This is a genomic window from Chitinibacter sp. GC72, assembly GCF_009760905.1.
Lineage (GTDB): Bacteria > Pseudomonadota > Gammaproteobacteria > Burkholderiales > Chitinibacteraceae > Chitinibacter.
Genome location: NZ_VIRW01000013.1, coordinates 46,061 through 63,995 on the forward strand (window position 1 = coordinate 46,061; position 17,935 = coordinate 63,995).

At 55.8% G+C, this 17,935-nt stretch carries 16 protein-coding genes; 7 read left to right on the forward strand and 9 right to left on the reverse strand.

Annotation, left to right across the window (positions count from 1 at the left end; translation table 11 throughout):
* Positions 1-76 precede the first annotated feature (76 nt).
* Positions 77-1,039, forward strand: coding sequence for a lipopolysaccharide heptosyltransferase II (waaF, locus tag FLS37_RS11525; protein WP_232522583.1), 963 nt, complete (start codon positions 77-79; stop codon positions 1,037-1,039).
* A gap of 5 nt (positions 1,040-1,044) precedes the next feature.
* Positions 1,045-2,361, forward strand: coding sequence for a 3-phosphoshikimate 1-carboxyvinyltransferase (gene aroA / locus FLS37_RS11530; RefSeq protein ID WP_157670078.1), 1,317 nt, complete (start codon positions 1,045-1,047; stop codon positions 2,359-2,361).
* A gap of 108 nt (positions 2,362-2,469) precedes the next feature.
* Here the strand turns inward: aroA and FLS37_RS11535 are convergent, their stop codons facing one another.
* Positions 2,470-2,706, reverse strand: a complete 237-nt coding sequence (locus FLS37_RS11535) for a hypothetical protein (RefSeq protein ID WP_157670079.1) — start codon at positions 2,704-2,706, stop codon at positions 2,470-2,472.
* 16 nt (positions 2,707-2,722) lie between these two features.
* Here FLS37_RS11535 and FLS37_RS11540 point away from each other — a divergent pair, with 16 nt between their 5' ends.
* From FLS37_RS11540 to FLS37_RS11550, 3 genes are all read left to right on the forward strand, one after another.
* On the forward strand, positions 2,723-3,073 hold the full coding sequence (locus tag FLS37_RS11540; protein WP_157670080.1) for a hypothetical protein: 351 nt from the start codon (positions 2,723-2,725) through the stop codon (positions 3,071-3,073).
* 253 nt (positions 3,074-3,326) lie between these two features.
* On the forward strand, positions 3,327-5,078 hold the full coding sequence (locus FLS37_RS11545; protein ID WP_198314596.1) for a glycoside hydrolase family 19 protein: 1,752 nt from the start codon (positions 3,327-3,329) through the stop codon (positions 5,076-5,078).
* Between the two features lie 134 nt (positions 5,079-5,212).
* A complete protein-coding gene (locus tag FLS37_RS11550; RefSeq protein ID WP_157670082.1) occupies positions 5,213-6,865 on the forward strand; it encodes a methyl-accepting chemotaxis protein in 1,653 nt (550 codons plus the stop codon).
* On the opposite strand, the gene FLS37_RS11555 is transcribed toward FLS37_RS11550, so the two are convergent.
* The gene (locus FLS37_RS11555) at positions 6,862-7,746 is read right to left on the reverse strand and encodes a DMT family transporter (RefSeq protein ID WP_232522582.1); all 885 of its coding nucleotides are present in this window, start codon (positions 7,744-7,746) and stop codon (positions 6,862-6,864) included. The genes FLS37_RS11550 and FLS37_RS11555 overlap by 4 nt on opposite strands.
* A gap of 144 nt (positions 7,747-7,890) precedes the next feature.
* On the opposite strand from FLS37_RS11555, the gene FLS37_RS11560 reads away from it, so the two are divergent.
* On the forward strand, positions 7,891-8,673 hold the full coding sequence (locus FLS37_RS11560) for a helix-turn-helix domain-containing protein (RefSeq protein WP_157670083.1): 783 nt from the start codon (positions 7,891-7,893) through the stop codon (positions 8,671-8,673).
* Positions 8,674-8,732: 59 nt separating this feature from the next.
* Here the strand turns inward: FLS37_RS11560 and nagZ are convergent, their stop codons facing one another.
* The 7 genes from nagZ to FLS37_RS11595 all read right to left on the reverse strand — a co-directional run bounded on the left by nagZ (position 8,733) and on the right by FLS37_RS11595 (position 17,254).
* Positions 8,733-10,307 carry a beta-N-acetylhexosaminidase gene (gene nagZ / locus FLS37_RS11565; RefSeq protein ID WP_157670084.1) on the reverse strand — a complete coding sequence of 525 codons (1,575 nt, stop codon included), beginning with the start codon at positions 10,305-10,307 and terminating at the stop codon, positions 8,733-8,735.
* A gap of 190 nt (positions 10,308-10,497) precedes the next feature.
* Positions 10,498-11,886, reverse strand: a complete 1,389-nt coding sequence (gene gltX, locus FLS37_RS11570; RefSeq protein ID WP_157670085.1) for a glutamate--tRNA ligase — start codon at positions 11,884-11,886, stop codon at positions 10,498-10,500.
* 207 nt (positions 11,887-12,093) lie between these two features.
* Positions 12,094-13,551, reverse strand: coding sequence for a membrane-bound lytic murein transglycosylase MltF (mltF, locus tag FLS37_RS11575; RefSeq protein ID WP_157670086.1), 1,458 nt, complete (start codon positions 13,549-13,551; stop codon positions 12,094-12,096).
* 264 nt (positions 13,552-13,815) lie between these two features.
* Positions 13,816-14,709 carry an ankyrin repeat domain-containing protein gene (locus FLS37_RS11580; RefSeq protein ID WP_198314597.1) on the reverse strand — a complete coding sequence of 298 codons (894 nt, stop codon included), beginning with the start codon at positions 14,707-14,709 and terminating at the stop codon, positions 13,816-13,818.
* Between the two features lie 113 nt (positions 14,710-14,822).
* On the reverse strand, positions 14,823-15,071 hold the full coding sequence (locus tag FLS37_RS11585) for a hypothetical protein (RefSeq protein ID WP_157670088.1): 249 nt from the start codon (positions 15,069-15,071) through the stop codon (positions 14,823-14,825).
* A 3-nt stretch (positions 15,072-15,074) separates the two neighbouring features.
* Positions 15,075-15,890, reverse strand: a complete 816-nt coding sequence (gene pabC / locus FLS37_RS11590; protein WP_157670089.1) for an aminodeoxychorismate lyase — start codon at positions 15,888-15,890, stop codon at positions 15,075-15,077.
* Positions 15,887-17,254: an aminodeoxychorismate synthase component I gene (locus tag FLS37_RS11595; protein ID WP_157670090.1), complete on the reverse strand. Its 1,368-nt coding sequence runs from the start codon at positions 17,252-17,254 to the stop codon at positions 15,887-15,889. The genes pabC and FLS37_RS11595 overlap by 4 nt, the downstream gene beginning before the upstream one ends.
* Before the next feature lie 103 nt (positions 17,255-17,357).
* Between FLS37_RS11595 and FLS37_RS11600 the strand changes: the two genes are divergently transcribed.
* On the forward strand, positions 17,358-17,885 hold the full coding sequence (locus FLS37_RS11600; protein ID WP_157670091.1) for a lipocalin family protein: 528 nt from the start codon (positions 17,358-17,360) through the stop codon (positions 17,883-17,885).
* Positions 17,886-17,935: the final 50 nt, after the last annotated feature.

Here is a 17,935-nt window from a genome sequence, read left to right on the forward strand (position 1 = left end):
CGAGCACTTAATTATCAGGAAGTATTTCTTGAACAAAATTCTGATTGTCGCCCCGGCCTGGGTGGGCGATGCCATCATGGCGCAGCCGATGTATGCGCGCCTCAAGCAGCGCTACCCATCTGCACAGATCGACGTACTCGCTCCGGCGTGGACTCGCCCTTTGCATGCGCGCATGAGCGAAATCAGCGAAGCCATTGATGCACCGTTCGGCCATGGCGAGCTGAAATTGCGCGAGCGCTGGAAATTGGCACGGCAATTGAAAGCACGTGGCTACGATCAAGTGATTGTGCTGCCCAATTCGATCAAGTCGGCATTGCTGCCCGCCTTTGCCGGTATTGCGGTACGGACCGGCTGGGTAGGTGAAATGCGTTACGGCCTGCTTAACGATATTCGCACGCTGGACCCAATCAAACTGCCACAAATGGTGCAGCGGTTTTATTCGCTCGCGGACGAGAAAGACGCCCCGCGCATCAGCGTGATTCCGCATCCGGTGCTGACGATTAGCGAAGACTCACGCGCGGCTGCGCTCGCCAAACTGGGCTTGAGCACCGACAAACCGATGATTGCAATTTGCCCCGGCGCCGAATACGGCCCAGCCAAGCGCTGGCCAGCAAAACACGCGGCCGCGCTGGCCAGTCAGCTGATCGCCGATGGCGCGCAGGTGTGGCTGTTTGGCTCGGGCAAGGACAATGAAATCTGTGCCGAAATTGCAGCCCTGACCCCGCAGGTGATCAATCTGGCGGGCAAAACCAGCCTAGCCGAGGCGATAGACTTGCTGTCCTTATCGCACGTGGCCGTTTGCAATGATTCGGGGCTGATGCATGTGGTGGCGGCGCTGGGTCGGCCGCTGGTCGCCGTTTTTGGCTCCAGCTCACCATCGTTTACGCCCCCATTGACCTTAAAAGCCAAAATTGTCACGCTCGATCTGGAATGCAGCCCATGTTTCGAGCGGGTATGCCCGCTTGGGCATATGGATTGCCTCAATAAACTGACGCCGGATTATGTGATGAAGGCGCTAAAAGAAATCACCAAGGAATAATCAGCATGGAATTTTTAGACCTCGCCCCCATCGCCAAAGTCGCTGGCACTGTTGCGCTGCCCGGCTCGAAAAGCATTTCCAACCGCACTTTGCTGCTCGCCGCTTTGTGCGCAGGCCAAACCACGGTGCGTGGGCTGCTCGCGTCGGACGATACACAACGGATGTTGGAGGCGCTGGATACACTGGGCGTCAAAGTTGAGCAGCTAGGTGATAGCCGCGATTTCATCGTGCATGGCTGCGCTGGCAACTTCCCGAATAAAGAGGCCGATCTGTTTCTGGGCAATGCCGGTACGGCTTTCCGTCCACTCACGGCAGCGCTGGCGCTATCGAACGGCAGCTATCATCTGCACGGCGTGGCCCGCATGCACGAGCGCCCGATTGGCGACTTGGTCGATGCGCTACGCCAAGCGGGTTGCCAGATCGATTATCTGGGCAATGAAGGGTTCCCTCCGCTGCAAATCAAGCCGGGCGTCGTTGCTGCAGAGACAGCTTCGAAGGTCCAAGTCAAAGGCAATGTGTCTAGCCAATTCCTGACCGGCTTATTGATGGCTTTGCCATTGAGTAATCGCGATACGACGATTGAAGTGGTCGGCGAGCTGATTTCCAAACCGTATATCGAAATCACGCTCAACCTGATGGCCAAATTCGGACTGAAAGTCGAGAAGAAAAGCTGGAACGAATTCTTTATCCCTGCTGGCCAAGTGTACCAATCACCGGGCGAGATTTTTGTAGAAGGCGATGCGTCGAGCGCGTCGTATTTCCTTGCCGCCGGAGCGATTGCTGGCGCAGGCCGTGGTGGCGATGCCGTTCGCGTTACGGGCGTCGGTAGCGAGTCAATTCAGGGCGACAAACGCTTTGCCGAGACGCTGGAGCAGATGGGCGCGCAAATCACCTGGGGACCAAACTGGATTGAAGCGGCGCCGCCAAGCAATGGCCAACTGCAAGCCATCGACGTCGATCTGAACCACATCCCGGATGCGGCAATGACGATTGCGATTGCCGCGCTATTTGCCAACGGCAAAACGACCATTCGCAATATCGAAAGCTGGCGGGTAAAAGAAACTGATCGCCTGTCGGCGATGGCGACCGAATTGCGCAAAGTCGGTGCGCTGGTCGAGGAAGGTCAGGACTGGATTTCGGTGACACCACCTGAGCAGCTGATCGCCAACGCCGAAATCGACACTTACGACGATCATCGCATGGCAATGTGTTTCTCGCTGGTGGCGCTGGGTGGCGTGCCGGTGCGGATTAATGATCCGAAATGCACGGCTAAAACTTTCCCGACTTACTTTGAAGAGCTCTCGCGCATCAACAAAGCCTGAGTATCCAATAGCCCGGGCCGCCCGGCATTGCGCGCAATGCCGCCAGAACCGCCCCAGCTTCAGACTGCTCAAGTTGACTTGAATGGCCTAAAGCTGGGGCGGTTTTGCTTATCTTGCCCGCGCTTTATGGCGTGACTTCGCTGCTTTTCCGGCTTTGCCGGATTTCACAGCACCCGCCTTCTGCCGCTTCTGGCTGGCTTTTTTCAAATTGCGCTGCTTGCTCGTGGTGTTCACACGGGATTTTTTGGTCTTGGCCGATGGCACCGCCCTGACCTTGCCTTTTTTCCCTTTTTGCACGCTTTGCGTCCGGGCTTTTTTGCTGCTGGCGGCTTTGCTGCGCTTCACGCTTTGAGCCGTTTTCTTGTATCTGGTTTTTTTATTCTTGCTGACCTTGGCGGCCTTGGCTTTGGGCGCAGATTGTACATTCGTACGTTGCGAGCTGGCAGCAGGCGCACGCTTGGCAATCGGTGGTGCTGCGTCAGGGCTATCAAATGGTAATGGTGCATCTTCAGCCCACACTGTGCTGGTTGCTAATACCACTGAGCTCACAAAAACTGCCATGCTTCGCAAAAAATTCTGCATCCCGATTCAACCTTTTTCATCATCAAAACTGCGCCGCACATTATACCCCGCCCTGACAGCGTCAAAAGGATATTTAAACATTAGAAAACGCTTAAAAACAGAGCAAAAAGAAGACAAAAGTCAGCAATAGGAAAGTTTAATTACAATTAAATCAAATATTCCTTTCCCTAAAAATTATTTGTCATAAATACGTGATTTCCCTAGCTTGTAGTGATTGACGCCCAGACTACGAATGGTAGGATTACGGAAATCCTTTAATACCAGTTTCAGGATTGAAGACAACCACTGAGACCGCTTAGCAGTCAGTGGACATAAAAGTGCCAGCGGCGTTAATGGGGAAAGCGCAGCTCTTGACCGGCCAAAATCCTCGATGGAGTGGGACTATGAATACCAAGTTTCAAATCTCGGCTTTGGTGGCAGCTTTATGTCTGAGCGCAGGCGTATGGGCAGCAGACTGGAATGCCTCGTCGGTTTATCTGGCCAACGACGTCGTTACCTATCAAGGTAAAGATTACAAAGCCAAATGGTGGACGACCGGTGAAGCACCAGGTGCCAGCCAGTGGGGTCCGTGGCAATTGCTTGGCGCTAGCGGCGCGACACCTGCGCCAACAGTCAAACCAACCACGGCCCCAACCGCAGCACCTACCATCGCGCCAACAGTGGCGCCAACTGCAAAACCAACCGTAGCACCAACTGCCAAGCCGACTGCAACGCCAGTGGTGACTGCTGCACCAACGGCCAAGCCAAGCGCAACACCCGTGGTCACCGCCGCACCGACCACTGCACCTACGCCGACTCCAACGCCAAGCGTAACCACTACACCAGGTTCAGGCTTGCCAAAATGTGATACCGCATGGAACGCTGGCAGCTCTTATGCTGGCGGCGCAAAAGTCAGCTTTAACGCTGTGAATTACACGGCCAAATGGTGGGCCAATGCCGGTGCCGAACCAGGCAAAGATGGCGCATGGAATGCAGCTGGTGCCTGTGACGCAACAGGCATGACCACCCCACCGCCGGGCGGTGGCGGCAGCACGGGCGGCGTACCGACCAAAGCCGAAGCCGATGCCTACGCAGCCACACTGACCAATAGCGATATCTTCCGCAAAGTCAAAGCATCAGTTCGCACAATGCCAAACTCAGTGGTGGAAGCCGTTGCGCCTGGCCTGATGACTAACCCAAGTAACGTGAAACGCGTTGAAGCGATCTTGCCAAAAGCGAAGTGGGATTACTACTTCTCGAAAGCGCACCCAAGCTACACCTACACCCGTTTCTTGCAAGCCACGGCTAAATTCCCAGCGTTCTGTGGTGATTACACTGATGGCCGCAATGCCGATGAAATCTGCCGCCGCTCACTGGCCGCTTCGTTTGCGCACTTCGCCCAAGAAACTGGTGGCCATAGCGTAGAGCAATACGGCAATCCGGAATGGCTGCAAGCGCTGGTACATGTACGCGAAATGGGTTGTACCGACTCAGGCACCAACTGCGGTTACAACGGCGAATGTGCTGACCCGGTATTTAACAAAGTCTGGACTTGCGGCACCGATGCGAAAGGCGGCTACCTGAAGTACTTCGGTCGTGGCGCGAAACAGTTGTCTTACAACTACAACTACGGCCCATTTAGCCAAGCCATGTTTGATGGCGACCAATCTGTGTTGCTGAAAAACCCAGACTTGGTAGCGGAAAGCTGGTTGAACCTCGCGTCAGCAGTGTTCTTCTTTGTTTACCCACAGCCACCAAAACCATCCATGCTGCACGTGATTGACGGTACTTGGGTGCCAAACGAGTTTGATAAATCGCGTCAATTGGGCAATGACTTCCCAACGACGATCCAGATTATCAATGCTGAATGCCAGGACACCCCAACCAAACCGGCTGCGCAAAACCGCATCAACTACTACACCGAGTTTGCGCGCGATCTGGGCTGGGACATCAACAAAGAATCGATGAAATGCTCAGGCATGGGTCGCTTCGATGGTGGTTCATCGGCCGCGTTCAATATTTACTGGGAAAAAGACTGGAAAGTGGGCGGCGATAACAAGTGTCAACTCGTCAGCTACCAGACGCCATACAATGCACTGATCGACGGCCAATACACCAAGTGTGTGGAAGCCAACTGGGGTATTACTCTGAAGTAATTATCCAGCCTGATCTGCGAAGACATACGCCACATGGGTAACCATGTGGCGTTTTTTTTGCGTGGAAACGTCAGGCTTGTGATGCCCGACGAATGACATACAATAAGTAAGAAATCAGCCCAGCGGAATTTGTCATGACTTTCATTCAAGGCCTCAATATCAGACTCAAATTGCAGAGCGCCTTTCTGCTGGTCTCGCTACTCACCATCGCCGTTTTTACCACTCAATCCATCCTCAGCGCCAAGCAGCACGCGCTGGCCACGATCAACGCCAAGCTGGAAACCGCCGCGCGCGCTTACATTCATATTATCGGCAGCCAGTATCACGACCAGCTACCTGCGCGCGATCATGTTGATCTGCGCGAAAAGCGCCGCGAAGCCGAAAGACTAACGCAGGCTGCGCGGCAGATGGGTGTGAATTACCTTTATTCGTTTATTGTGCGTGAGCAGCAAGTGATCTATACCACCGCCTCGCTGTCCGACGAGCAATTGCGCGACCCGACTGTCGATTTCTACCTCAAGCCCAGCGATGTACCGGAAACCGATCCGGCCACCCGGCTGGCCAAACAAAGCGGGCAGGCGCAGTTCAGCGAAAACGACAACCCGGAGTATGGTTTTTTGCGCTCTATTCTGATGCCGGTGACCAGCCCCGGTGGCGAGGTGTATGTTGTCGGCGTGGACGTTGACGCCAATGTTGTGCGCCAGCAAGTGCATGCAGCCATGTGGTCCGCTGCCGCCACCGGCCTGGTGATGCTGATCATTGCGATCATGGTCTCGCTATTGCTGGGCAATATGATTGCGCAACCGCTGCGCCGCCTGCGCGACATGATGCACTCGCTGACCACCGGCCAGGGCGATCTGACCATACAGTTGCCAGTGCAATCGGCCGACGAAATCGGCCAGATCGCTACGCACGTCAACACCTTTATGAGCCAGCTCAGGCAGATGTTTTTAACGGTACACAATGAAACGGTCAAACTGACCAGCGGAGTACACACCATCGACCAGATGACCCAGCGCCTCAGTCACGACGCCCAGCAACAAAGTGAAATGGCCACCGCCACTGCGGCCACCATCGAGGAAATCACCGTTAGCATCAATCACATCGCCCAGAATACGCAGGACGCGGAAAACGTCGTGCAAAACACCGGCCGGCAATCGCAGGCCGCGGCCGAATCGGTGATCAATGCGGCCAATGAAGTTAACGATATTGCCCGGCAGGTGAGCCAGCTCTCCGGGGCGATGGACGAACTGGAGCAGCATTCGGTGCAGATCAGCAGCATTGTCAGCGTCATCAAGAAAATCGCCGACCAGACCAATCTGCTGGCGCTCAACGCCGCCATTGAAGCAGCCCGAGCTGGCGAGCAAGGCCGGGGCTTTGCGATTGTCGCCGATGAAGTGCGCAAACTGGCCGAACGCTCGGGCCAGGCTGCGGTGGAAATCAGCGCCAAAATTGGTGCGATGCGCGAGCAATCGCACCGCGCCAGTCATGATATGGGTAATACGCACGACGCCGTACACAATAGCGTACAGCGAGCACAGCAAGCCGCCAGCGACATCAGCCAGATCCAGCAGCAAATGCAGGAAGTCGTGGCGCGAATTCAGGATATTGCCGAAGCCACGCACGAACAATCGAGCGCCACCACCGATATGGCCAAATCAGCCGAGCGCATCAGCAGCATGGCGCAGGATGGCAATCAGTCACTGCAGGCAGCGCGCGATGTGATCGGCAATCTGAATCAGCTGGCCGAACAATTACGTCAGATGATTGGGCGCTTCAAGCTCTAAGCCGCTTGCCGCCGCAATATCCACCCTCTGCCCTGCGCCAGCACAACGCCGGACAATATCAGGCCACCACCCAGCCAGTGATAGGCATGGATGGTTTCGCTCAGCACCAGTGAGGCAATCAGGGCGGTAAATAGCGGCAGCATATTCATGAAAATCGCCGCCTGCTCGCTGCCCAGTTGCTGCACGCCGATCATCCAGCAATATGCTGCCAACACGGACGAGGCTATACCGGCAAACAAAACCAAGCCGATCGCCGAAGGCACAATCGCCAGACTGTGCGCACTGGCCGCCACCGGAATCAGCATCAGCACACCGAGCAAAACCTGCACATATAAAATCAGCCACGGCGCAAAAGGCAGCGCCCAGCGGCGCAGCAAAATACCATACAGCGCGTAAGCGCTTGAGCCGACCAGCATCAGCGCATCGCCACGATTAACCCCGTGAGCAAGCAAGCTGGCCGGATGCCCTTGCCCCAGCAAATACAGCACACCCGCCAGCGAAACCAGCACACCCAGCACTGCCGCTGGCGCGGGTTTGAAATTGAAGAGCAGACTATTGAGCAGCACACCGAGCAGCGGAATCAGCGCACAAATCACGCCCATATTGGTCGCGCTGGTGCTGTGCGCGGCAAAATAAGCCAGGCACTGATACAGCACCATGCCCAGCAAAGCAAGCACAGCAAATTTGGCCAGATAAGGCCGAAGCTGCGGCCATTGCCGCCGCAATTGTGGCGCCATCACCGGGCTGAGTACCAGTGCGGCAATCAGCCAGCGATATAGCGAAATTGCTGCCGGGTCGATCACCGCTGCGGCCGCCTTGGACACCACGGTATTGGCCGCCCAGATCAGCACGGCAAGTACAGGAAAAAGCCAGTTCATCATGGCCTCCGGGGAGTAAATTCGATACCAGCAGTGTATCTCCGTCCGATTCGATGTTTATAATGCAAAACAGACAAACCAATCACGAAATCCGGACAGATTGCTGCGGGCATTGTGATCACAGCTTGTCTTCCGACTGGAGCCCCGATGAACGTACCCTATAGCGCACAGGACGCACAGCTGCCCGAACCCGCGCCGCTGTATTTTCGCTACGAGCAAGTTGACGCGCACACCGGCTATGCGCCGCACCGGCATCCGTGGGGGCAGCTTAACCGGATCAATCTGGGGCTACTGGAAATCAGCGCGGGCGAGCTTAATCTGGTTGCGCCGGCCGATTACATCGTCTGGGTGCCAGCGGAGCTCGCGCACGCGGCCTATATCCGGCAGGCACTGGCCTACACCTCGGCCTATGTCAGCGACACATGGGCGCAGCGTCTACCCGATTACGCTTGCCTGATTGCGCAAACGCCGCTAATCCGTGCGCTGTTTGACGATTTTGCCGCGCGGCAAATCCACGCCTGCAGCGATGGCGAGCAAACGCAAGCGCGTTTATTGCTTGAGTTGCTGCTCGCCGCCGACCATCAGCGCTGCTATCTACCCGAAAGCGAGCACAAACAATTGCGCCCGATTCTGGACGCACTGCGGCACAATCCGGGCGACACCACCACGCTGACCCAATGGGCGGCTCAAGTGCACACCACCGAGCGCACCCTGGCCCGGCATTTCCAGCGCGAGATGGGGCTCAGCTTTGTGCAATGGCGCAACCGCCTGCGCCTCTTGAACGCGCAAGCCGCGCTCAAAGACGGCGGCAGCATTCAGGATATTGCCTGGCAGCTGGGCTATGGCAACCCATCGGCATTTATCGCCATGTTTCGCCAGCACACCGGTGTATCACCCGAGCGGTATCGCCGTCAATTGAAGAACACCTAAATATAACCATGGGTATAGCCATATAGAGCAATATTTAATTAGTCTACAGCCATATACCCCTAATTAGGCAGTAAATACTTCATCATCAATTGCAAGACCGGCGGGCGGTTGCTGCACGCAGCCAGGCGCGCACGTGCATTGGGTACCAGATCAAAATCATAAGGGTTACGCCCGGCGATCAAGGTCAGTCTGGCCGGATCAATCGCAGCAATCAGCTCGCTCTGGCGAGGAAAACGCGTCGCGTTATAGCTCTGGAATACCACTTGCGGCGCCGAATTGGCCGCCGCGAGCACCGCCGCAAAATCAGCCTCGCCAACTTGGGGCGGAACGATCATTTCGCTAACGGCCAGACCCTCCGCCTGCAAGAACGGCAGCAAAGTACCGCGCGCGCTGATCGACGCACCCAGCGCCACTTCATCGATTTCGGTGCGAGCCAACAGCTCGACTGTCACCAGCAGCACCGGCTGCGTGCGATCGAGCGGCGCGCCCTGATGGCGAATCGCCAGTGCCTGCACCTGTCTGGCTAGCGCCATTGCGCTCTCGGCCTGCAGGTTTTGCGGCACCAGCGGTAAATCACGCCAGTGCTGCATGGCTCGGACATACTTCATATGGGTAATTCGCTCAACAGCAGCCTTTACCTGATCTACCGACAAATACCCCTGCTCAACCGCGTTGGCAATCGCTTGCACCGCCTCGCGCTGGCGGTCAATCCGATGCGAGACCAGCGCAATATCCGCGCCCGCCCGAATCGCCCTCACCGCGCCTTGCGCCGTACCGGCACCGCCTTTGCTCACATCAGAAATCGCGTCCATTTCCAAACAATCGGTGACAATCACGCCACTAAAACCCAGCTCCTCGCGCAGCAGGCCGCTGAGCACTTTGTGCGACAAAGTGGCGGGCGTGGCGGTATCGGGCTCGATCGCAGGAAAAACCACATGCGCCGTCATGATGGCATCGACGCCTGCGGCAATCGCCGCCTTGAATGGTGCCAGCTCAACCGCGTCAAGCCGCGATTTATCGTGGGCAATCACCGGCAAGGCGTAGTGCGAATCGCTGGCCGTATCGCCGTGCCCCGGAAAATGCTTGGCCGTCGCCGCAATCCCCGCCGCCTGAATGCCGCGCATTGCCGCCAGACCATACACGGTGACAGTCGGTGAATTTTCGCCAAACGAGCGCACACCGATCACCGGATTATTGCGATTATTGTTAATGTCCAGACTGGGCGCGAAATTGATATTGATGCCCATCTGCCGCAGTTCATCCGCGCCGATGCGGTGCAATTGTTCGCAATCCGCTGGGCTGCAACCGGCCACGGCATGCGAGGCATAGCCCGAAGCGTAGGCCATCGCCGACGGTAACGGCGTGACACCCTCTTCAATCCGCATCACCATGCCGCCTTCCTGATCGATGCCGATCAGCAGCGGAATGTCCGAGACTTCGGCATTGATTTCCTGCAAGCGACGGCACAGCGCCGCCACTTGCGCGGGCGATTCAATATTGCGGCGAAACAGAATCACCCCGCCCACCCGCTGCTCGCGGATCAGGCTTTCAATATGGGTATTGGGCACAAAACCATCGAAGCCAACCATCACCAGCTGGCCGATTTGCGCACGGAGTTCAGAGGAAATTTGCATAGTCGCCAGAGTACCCTTAGTAACTGTAATTAAAGCAGCCACTCGCGTAGCGAGGCTCCCTCTCAAGGAGAGGGCGGGGGGTGTGGGTATAAAACATGAGGCGGCGGGCTTTACCCCCAAGCATCTAGGGCTCGGCTTTGCCGAGACCCGCAATGCATGATGATCCTATTAAGTGCCGCCGTGCAGCCGTTTATCCCACCAAACGACGTAAAACTTCTTCGCGGCCAATCAAGGCTAATACCGCATCGACCGATGGCGTGTTGGTGATACCGCAGACTTTGGCGCGTAGCGGCATGCCCACTTGCGGCATTTTGACGCCTTGCGCTTTGACGAAATCCTTGATGAAAGCGCCAATCGTCGCAGCATCCCAGCTCTCCAACTTCGCCGCTTCAGCGGCAAATACTTTCAGGCGTTCTTCCGATTCCGGATCGAGGTGCTTTTCGACGATCTCGGCGCTTGGCGTCAGTGGCTGATAGAAATATTCAGCCTGATCGGCCATTTCGACCAAGGTCTGGCAACGATCTTTCAGCAAGGCGCACACATCCGCCAGCGCTGGACCACCCTCGGTGTTAATACCTTTGTCAGCCAGGAAGCCCGCAACGCGCGCAGCAAGACGCGCCGGATCAGCCGCCTTGATGTATTGCGCATTGGTCCACAGCAATTTATCGCGATCCATCCGGCTTGGGCTGCCGCTGACGTCTTTCAGATCGAACCATTCAACAAATTGCGCCAACGAGAAAATTTCGTCGTCGCCATGACCCCAGCCCAAACGCGCCAGATAATTGAGCAGCGCTTCAGGCAGAAAACCTTGCGTATCGTAATCGACCACCGATACCGCGTCGCGGCGTTTGGAGAGTTTCACGCCCTGATCGTTATAAATCATCGGCAGATGCGCAAACACCGGCACTGGTACGCCCATCGCTTCGTAGATCACGATCTGGCGTGGCGTGTTATTCACATGGTCGTCGCCGCGAATCACGTGGCTGATGCGCATGTCGGCATCGTCGACCACCACACAGAAGTTATACGTTGGTGTGCCATCGGGGCGGGCAATGATCAGATCGTCGAGCTCGTTATGGCTGATCTCGATGCGGCCTTTGACTTGGTCTTCCCAGACGACCGAGCCACCAATCGGCGTTTTGAAACGCACGACGGGTTTGATGTCGGCAGGAATCGCGGGCAAGGTTTTGCCTTCCTCTGGGCGCCAAGTACGATCGTAACGTGGCTTTTCACCTTTGGCTTCAGCCGCCGCGCGTTGGGCTTCGAGCTCTTCTTTGCTGCAATAGCAATAGTAAGCAGTGCCATTAGCGAGCAATTGCGCGATGACTTCTTTATAACGCTCCATCCGTTGCATTTGGTAGAACGGGCCTTCGTCATAGCCCATATTCACCCAATGCATACCATCCAGAATGGCCGCGACCGATTCAGGCGTCGAGCGCTCAAGGTCGGTATCTTCAATCCGCAAGATAAATTGGCCGCCGTGTTTTTTGGCATAGGCCCAAGAAAACAGCGCGGTACGAACGCCGCCAATGTGCAGCAAACCAGTAGGTGAAGGGGCGAAACGGGTACGAACAGTCATCGAGCAAATCCGGCTAAATAGCGAAAGCGCCATTGTACCGTAAATGCCTGAAAACGCAGACCTTGGGGTCTGTTGACCTTTGGTTTGCCGTCGCGCTGGCACGAATTTTTCGATGCGGCAAGGTCCACAGACCTTAGCAAAAACGGCAAATACACAGGCCATGTATTTGCCGCTAGAGCAGATCAGGATTGGGCTAGCGGGATATACCTACCAGGCAGCTGCCAGCTTTTCAACTGCCATCGGGTTGAGCACACTATTGATTTCCAGCTGCAGATTTTCCGGATTGTGCACGATGACCGAATCGGACGTCATTGGCAGCACCGTTTTACTCGGCGGCTGAAAGCGCGCCAAAATGTCGTAATACGATTGCAGGCTTTCAACAAAAATCACCGGCTCGCCACCGCGGGCGTAGCCATACTTGAGCGTGCTGAAATATTCAGGCTTGCGCAGCAAAGGCAGCACCGATTTCACATCGGCCCAGCTGTTCGGATCTTTTTTCATCCGCACCGCCAAAGTACGCGCATCGATCAGATGACCCATGCCGACGTTGTACGCGGCCAGCGCCAGCCAGGTGCGATCAGGTTCGGGCGCGCGATCAGCCAGCGTGTCTTTCAGCAGCTGGATATATTTGGCGCCGCCAATAATGCTCTGATAGGGATTGGTGCGATCAACATTCATGCGCTGCGCCGTTTCATTGGTCAGCATCATCATGCCGCGCACGCCGGTGGGCGACACCGCATCGGGGTTCCAGTGTGACTCCTGATACGACAGCGCAGCAATCAGCCGCCAATCAAGCCCCGTGCGCTGCTCGGCTTCCTGAAACCAGTTTTTATAACGCGGCAAAGTCGATTGAATGCGCCCCAGATAGGCCAGCGCATCGAGCTGGTCAACCCGGTTTACATGGCCGTAGTAGCGGTCGAGCAAACGACGCAGCGAGCCATCGGCCACCTGTTGCTGGAAAAAAGCACCAATCAGGATTTGCAGCTGGATATCATTGTCCGGCATGGCCCAGGCCAGCTGCTGCTGGCTGGAAATCACGCTGGAGGTGGCGATATTCGGGTAGTAGTTTTGCGCCACTTCGGCGGCGTGCGAGTCAACCAGTGCAAATTCAAGCTTGCCTTGCGAGACCTGCTCGATCAGCGACTCGCTATCGCCATTGTCAATCACCTGCCAGCTTAACGCTGGCGAGGCCTGCTGCAATTTGTGCAATGCCGAAACGTATTGCGGCAAGGTATTGAGCGTCGATAGCCCTTCCTTGAGCGCCTTCAGTGCAGTGGCTTCGCTGGTTTTGGCCGAGAAGACCAGCCGCGCATCCACATCCTGATAGCTGGCACCGTAAATCAGGCCAGCCACATCATCGCGCGGGCCACCCACAGCCAGATGCGCCTCGCGACGCTTCAGGCGGGCCAGCATCTCAGTGTAGTTGCTGCTCACCAGAAATCTGACTTTCAGATTGTTGCGCTGGGCAAATTGCGTGATCAGATCGTATTCCAGACCTGCATAATCACCAGCGGCATTCACATACAACGCCGTCGGGCCATTTTGCACCAGCACCACCAGTTCTTTGGTTTCTGCCCACGGCAATACCTGCTGTGCGCGGGTCTGATCCGACTCGCCACAGGCAAATAATAAGAGCGTAGAAAGCGCGACCAAAAATCTCTTCATGCCGACCTAGTGTTTTGTAAGAATGGGCGCATTGTGCCTGCATCTCATTGAAACTACAAACAAAAAATGCTTTTTCGGCATCAGAATTGTCTAATATTTAAGCAAAAACAGCGTAAAACAAAGCACAAAAAGACAGTAGCAAGAAAGAATAATTAACTAAATACTTTCAAAATGTTTAATTTAATGCGGCAAAAAAAGCATTCTGCCGAGCTAGTAAAAAACCCCTGAACAAGCAGGGGTTTTTTATCGGACAAGATCATGATCTCAGTTTAGATAGGCGATCAAACGCTCGGCCCCGGGCTTGTAGCGCAAAATGTCCTCGGCTGTTCTTTGCTGATGATCCCGTAAGCTTTTGTCAGCGTGATAGGCGATCAATAATTCCAAGATACGAGCCGATCCGGCTTCAGCCGCATAGTGTAATGTTGACCAACCTTTCGCGTCTTGCAGATTCACTTGGGCTCCCAGTTGCAGTAAACAGCCCGCTGCGGCAACCCTGTTTCGCCTCGCAGCGTACATCAGCGGGCTCATGCCATCGATATCCTGCACATCGATTTTTGCGCCATAGCGGTGCAATTCTTCGATGGTACTCACCAGGTCCTGTGCTGCCAGCCAATGCAGCGGACGGCATGCAAATTCATCGGCCACCTCGACCGAGGCCCGTGCCCTGAGCAGGGTCAGAATCAGCTCGCGATGCCCGTAGCGGCACGCCCACCACAGCATCGACAGCCCGTCGCTATCGAGCCTGTCAATCGGGATAGGGATACCCGATGCCAGCGCATCGCTGATCAGCGCCAAATTGCCGACCTTGGCCGCTTCCATCAGCGTGGGGGCATCAAAAATCCGCTGATCGGCGCGTTGCTCTTCAACACCAAGCTCATTTTCTGACCAGATTTCGCTGCGTTCATTTTGGGGAAAAAGCTGGTTATGCCGACTCGAGATGCTGAACAATTCGTGCATGACCTCGGGCTCAAAGCCTTGTCGGCCACCCCGGCGATCAAAAAACAAATCGTTCAGAAAAATATTGAGCGCTGGCGTTCCCCAGCTATTGAGCAGCCTTTCGGCCAGATGCGGGTATTTTTCCGCCAGATGCAAGGGCAAATCGGCGGGTCCGAGCAGTTCGAGCAAACGTTGAGCGACATCATCCGTAGCCATTTCCATCTCCACCCCCTTTCAGAAGGTTTCAGTGTAGATACACCACCGCATGCTTCAAGCCCGGATTGCATCACGGCAATCCAGACGGCAGCGCCAGCGGGCAAAGCCGCCGACACGCCTTATTTCTTGCTGCAGAAGCGCTGATAATCGCCCTGCACGACTTTCTGCCGCGCCTTCATTTTTTCAATGTCGTAGGATTTATTGCTGCCGCCGCCAAGACGACGGGTGATCAGGCTGTCTTCTTTTTGCAGCTTGGCGCAGCGCTCGGCTTCCAGCCGGGCCAGCTTGGCCGGATCGGGTTGATAGTATTGCTCGGCATTCGCCGCCGCGGCCAGTAATAAGATGGCCATTCCAAGACCGATATTCATCTGTTAATCCTTGAGTGCAAATAATGTAGTGCGCAAATCGTGCTGCAGCGGCGACACCGGCCAGCACCAATCATCAAGCGCGACCACCGGCAGCAGGCCAGCGAGACTATTGCATACCCACAGCGCCTTAGCTGTGGATAGTTGTTCGCGTTTGATTTTACATACTGCCGTTGGTATACCCAGCTGAGCCGCTGCCAGCAAGGTCATATCACGGCATACCCCAGCTACACCAGATTCGGATAAATCCGGCGTACACAGTACGCCATCGAGCAGCACCAGCACATTGCTCATCACGCCCTCGATCAGATGATCGTCGCGGTCAAACATCAAGCCATCAAAAATACTCGGATCAGACCATTCACGCCGCGCAAGGATATTTTCCAGCCGGTTTAAATGTTTGATGCCCGCCAGCGCGGGTTGCCAACTGGCGCGGGTTGCACAAGTTCTGAGCGTAACGCCCTGCGTCGCCAAATCGGGCGAATACGCGGGCAAGGGTGCAATCTGCACGATGCGATTGGGCGGTAAATCGGCTGGCGCGATATAGCCGCGCGCAGTTTCGCCACGGGTGACAATGATTTTGAGCGTGTTGTTGTTAGGGTGAAGCTGCTCAATATCGGCGAGCAAGCTCGCCTCGGTCGGCGCGACGATGCCAATCGTCGCGCAATCATGCGCGAGCTTAGCGTAATGCCGCGCCCACCAAATCGGCTCGCCATTGAGCACTTTAATCGTGCGAAAAACGCCGTCGCCAAATTGCAGGCCGCGGTCGGCCAGATTGATCGTCTCGGCGGGCTGGCCATTGACGAGCTTGCTGACACTCATGCCTGATGATCTCCCAAGGCGCGCAGCAAACCGCGCGCTTTATGGCGTGTCTCCTGCAATTCGCGTTCGGGATCAGAGTCAGCGACGATGCCTGCGCCAGCGCGGAAATACAGCTGCGAGCCTTGCTGCACAAAAGTGCGAATCAAAATATTGGTATCCATGCTGCCATCGCGATTGATATAGCCCAGCGAGCCGGTGTAAGCGAGGCGTGAGCGATCTTCCAGCTCGCGAATAATCTGCATGCAGCGCACTTTCGGGCAGCCGGTAATCGTACCGCCGGGAAACAGCGCCCGCAGCACATCGGCCGCATTAATACCCTCACGGGTATGCGCACGAATATTAGATTCAATATGATGTACAAAGGCATACGTCTCAACGGCCATCAGCTCGTCAACTTTCACCGTGCCGGGCACCGCAATCCGCCCCAGATCATTGCGCTCCAGATCGACCAGCATAATATGCTCGGCGCGCTCTTTCGGCGTATTAAGTAGTCGCTCTTTCAGCGCAGCGTCTTCGATCGGATCTAGCGAGCGGGCAAACGTGCCGGCAATCGGGCGGGTCTGCACCACGCCATCGCGCACGCTGACCAAACGCTCGGGCGAACTGCTGACGATCTGGCCGACGTCGTCGCCCAAATTCACATAAGCCGAAAACGGCGCCGGATTGGCCTGACGCAAATGCGCAAACACGTCGAGCGGCTCACCTTGCTCCAGCGTCACGTCCCAGCCGCGCGATAAATTCACCTGAAACACGTCGCCGTCATAAATATACTGTTTGGCCCGCGCAGCACCGGCGAGAAAAGCCTGCGGCTCGTCTTCGGAAATCGCGGCGATTTTCAAGGCGGCAGGCGACCAGGCCACATCGGCCTTCACCAAAGCCTGCAGCTGCGCCAATTGCTCGGCGGTTTCGGCAATCAGCGTGGCTTGCTGAGTTTCGCGTTGCAACAACACCGCCGCTGGGCAACGAATCAAGGCCGCCAGCGGAAAATCTCGGATCGCACCTGTGGCTTGCTCCGCTTCAGTGCGATTAAAGCGCGGCGGCACTGTGGGCTCGAAAGTCTCCAAGAGCTCATAGCCGGCATACATCAGCCAGCCACCATGAAATGGAAATTCGGCCTCATCCAAGACGTCGCCGGAGGCGGAGGCAATTGAACCCGGATCAACAAGCAGCGCGGCCAAGTCAGCGACAAAAGCGGCGCCTTCATCAGCACGATAGATGCGCTGGGTTTGCGGCAATCCAAATAAAATATCCCAGCCTTGCGTGCGTGCAGATTGCAGCAGGCTAGGAAAAGCCTGCGGCTGCGTCGCAGCAAGCGCAATCAAGTCAGGAACAAAATCGAGAGTCGAGGTAAGATATTTAGGCATTTGCGCATTGTAATGGCAATCGGGTGCAAACACGATATGGCTTGATCCCGCAGCTTGCGGGCCTGGACTGATTCATGCTTGGACATAAAAGGACGATCAATTAATGCTCAAAACAATCACTGTATGCAGTGCGCTGCTGATCAGCTGCGCCAGCTGGGCGGCGGATGCAACACCTGCAGCGCCGGTACGCACCGTGGCGGAAGTCGACCTGAACCGCTATCTGGGGCAATGGTATGAAATCGCGAAATTTCCGATGTATTTCCAGCGCAATTGCGTGGCCGATACCACGGCCAATTACAGCAAAAATCCCGATGGCAGTATTAAAGTCGTGAATCGCTGCCGCAAGGAATCGGGCGAATATCAACAGGCCGAAGGCAAAGCCACCGCGGTGGACAACACGCAAAATTCGCAATTGAAAGTGAGCTTTTTCTGGCCGTTTAAATCGGACTACTGGATTATCGGGCTCGATACCGACTACCAATGGGCGGTAGTGGGCAATCCGGAGCGCAAGTATCTGTGGATTTTGTCACGCACGCCCAAACTGTCAGAACCCGCCTTGCAAGCCGCGCAAAAAGCCGCGATTGATCAGGGCTATGATCTACGCCAGCTTGATTACACTCGACAGCAATAAGCAGGTATAGCGCTACAAACCATACTATGATTGGCCTGTAGCGCCATACC

Excerpts from the sequence above, each read along its gene's own strand:
- waaF (WP_232522583.1), top strand. The coding sequence starts at position 77 with ATGGCGCAGCCGATGTATGCGCGCCTCAAGCAGCGCTACCCATCTGCA.
- aroA (WP_157670078.1), top strand. The coding sequence starts at position 1,045 with ATGGAATTTTTAGACCTCGCCCCCATCGCCAAAGTCGCTGGCACTGTT.
- FLS37_RS11545 (WP_198314596.1), top strand. The coding sequence starts at position 3,327 with ATGAATACCAAGTTTCAAATCTCGGCTTTGGTGGCAGCTTTATGTCTG.
- FLS37_RS11550 (WP_157670082.1), top strand. The coding sequence starts at position 5,213 with ATGACTTTCATTCAAGGCCTCAATATCAGACTCAAATTGCAGAGCGCC.
- FLS37_RS11555 (WP_232522582.1), bottom strand. The coding sequence starts at position 7,746 with ATGATGAACTGGCTTTTTCCTGTACTTGCCGTGCTGATCTGGGCGGCC.
- FLS37_RS11560 (WP_157670083.1), top strand. The coding sequence starts at position 7,891 with ATGAACGTACCCTATAGCGCACAGGACGCACAGCTGCCCGAACCCGCG.
- nagZ (WP_157670084.1), bottom strand. The coding sequence starts at position 10,307 with ATGCAAATTTCCTCTGAACTCCGTGCGCAAATCGGCCAGCTGGTGATG.
- gltX (WP_157670085.1), bottom strand. The coding sequence starts at position 11,886 with ATGACTGTTCGTACCCGTTTCGCCCCTTCACCTACTGGTTTGCTGCAC.
- mltF (WP_157670086.1), bottom strand. The coding sequence starts at position 13,551 with ATGAAGAGATTTTTGGTCGCGCTTTCTACGCTCTTATTATTTGCCTGT.
- FLS37_RS11580 (WP_198314597.1), bottom strand. The coding sequence starts at position 14,709 with ATGGAAATGGCTACGGATGATGTCGCTCAACGTTTGCTCGAACTGCTC.
- FLS37_RS11585 (WP_157670088.1), bottom strand. The coding sequence starts at position 15,071 with ATGAATATCGGTCTTGGAATGGCCATCTTATTACTGGCCGCGGCGGCG.
- pabC (WP_157670089.1), bottom strand. The coding sequence starts at position 15,890 with ATGAGTGTCAGCAAGCTCGTCAATGGCCAGCCCGCCGAGACGATCAAT.
- FLS37_RS11595 (WP_157670090.1), bottom strand. The coding sequence starts at position 17,254 with ATGCCTAAATATCTTACCTCGACTCTCGATTTTGTTCCTGACTTGATT.
- FLS37_RS11600 (WP_157670091.1), top strand. The coding sequence starts at position 17,358 with ATGCTCAAAACAATCACTGTATGCAGTGCGCTGCTGATCAGCTGCGCC.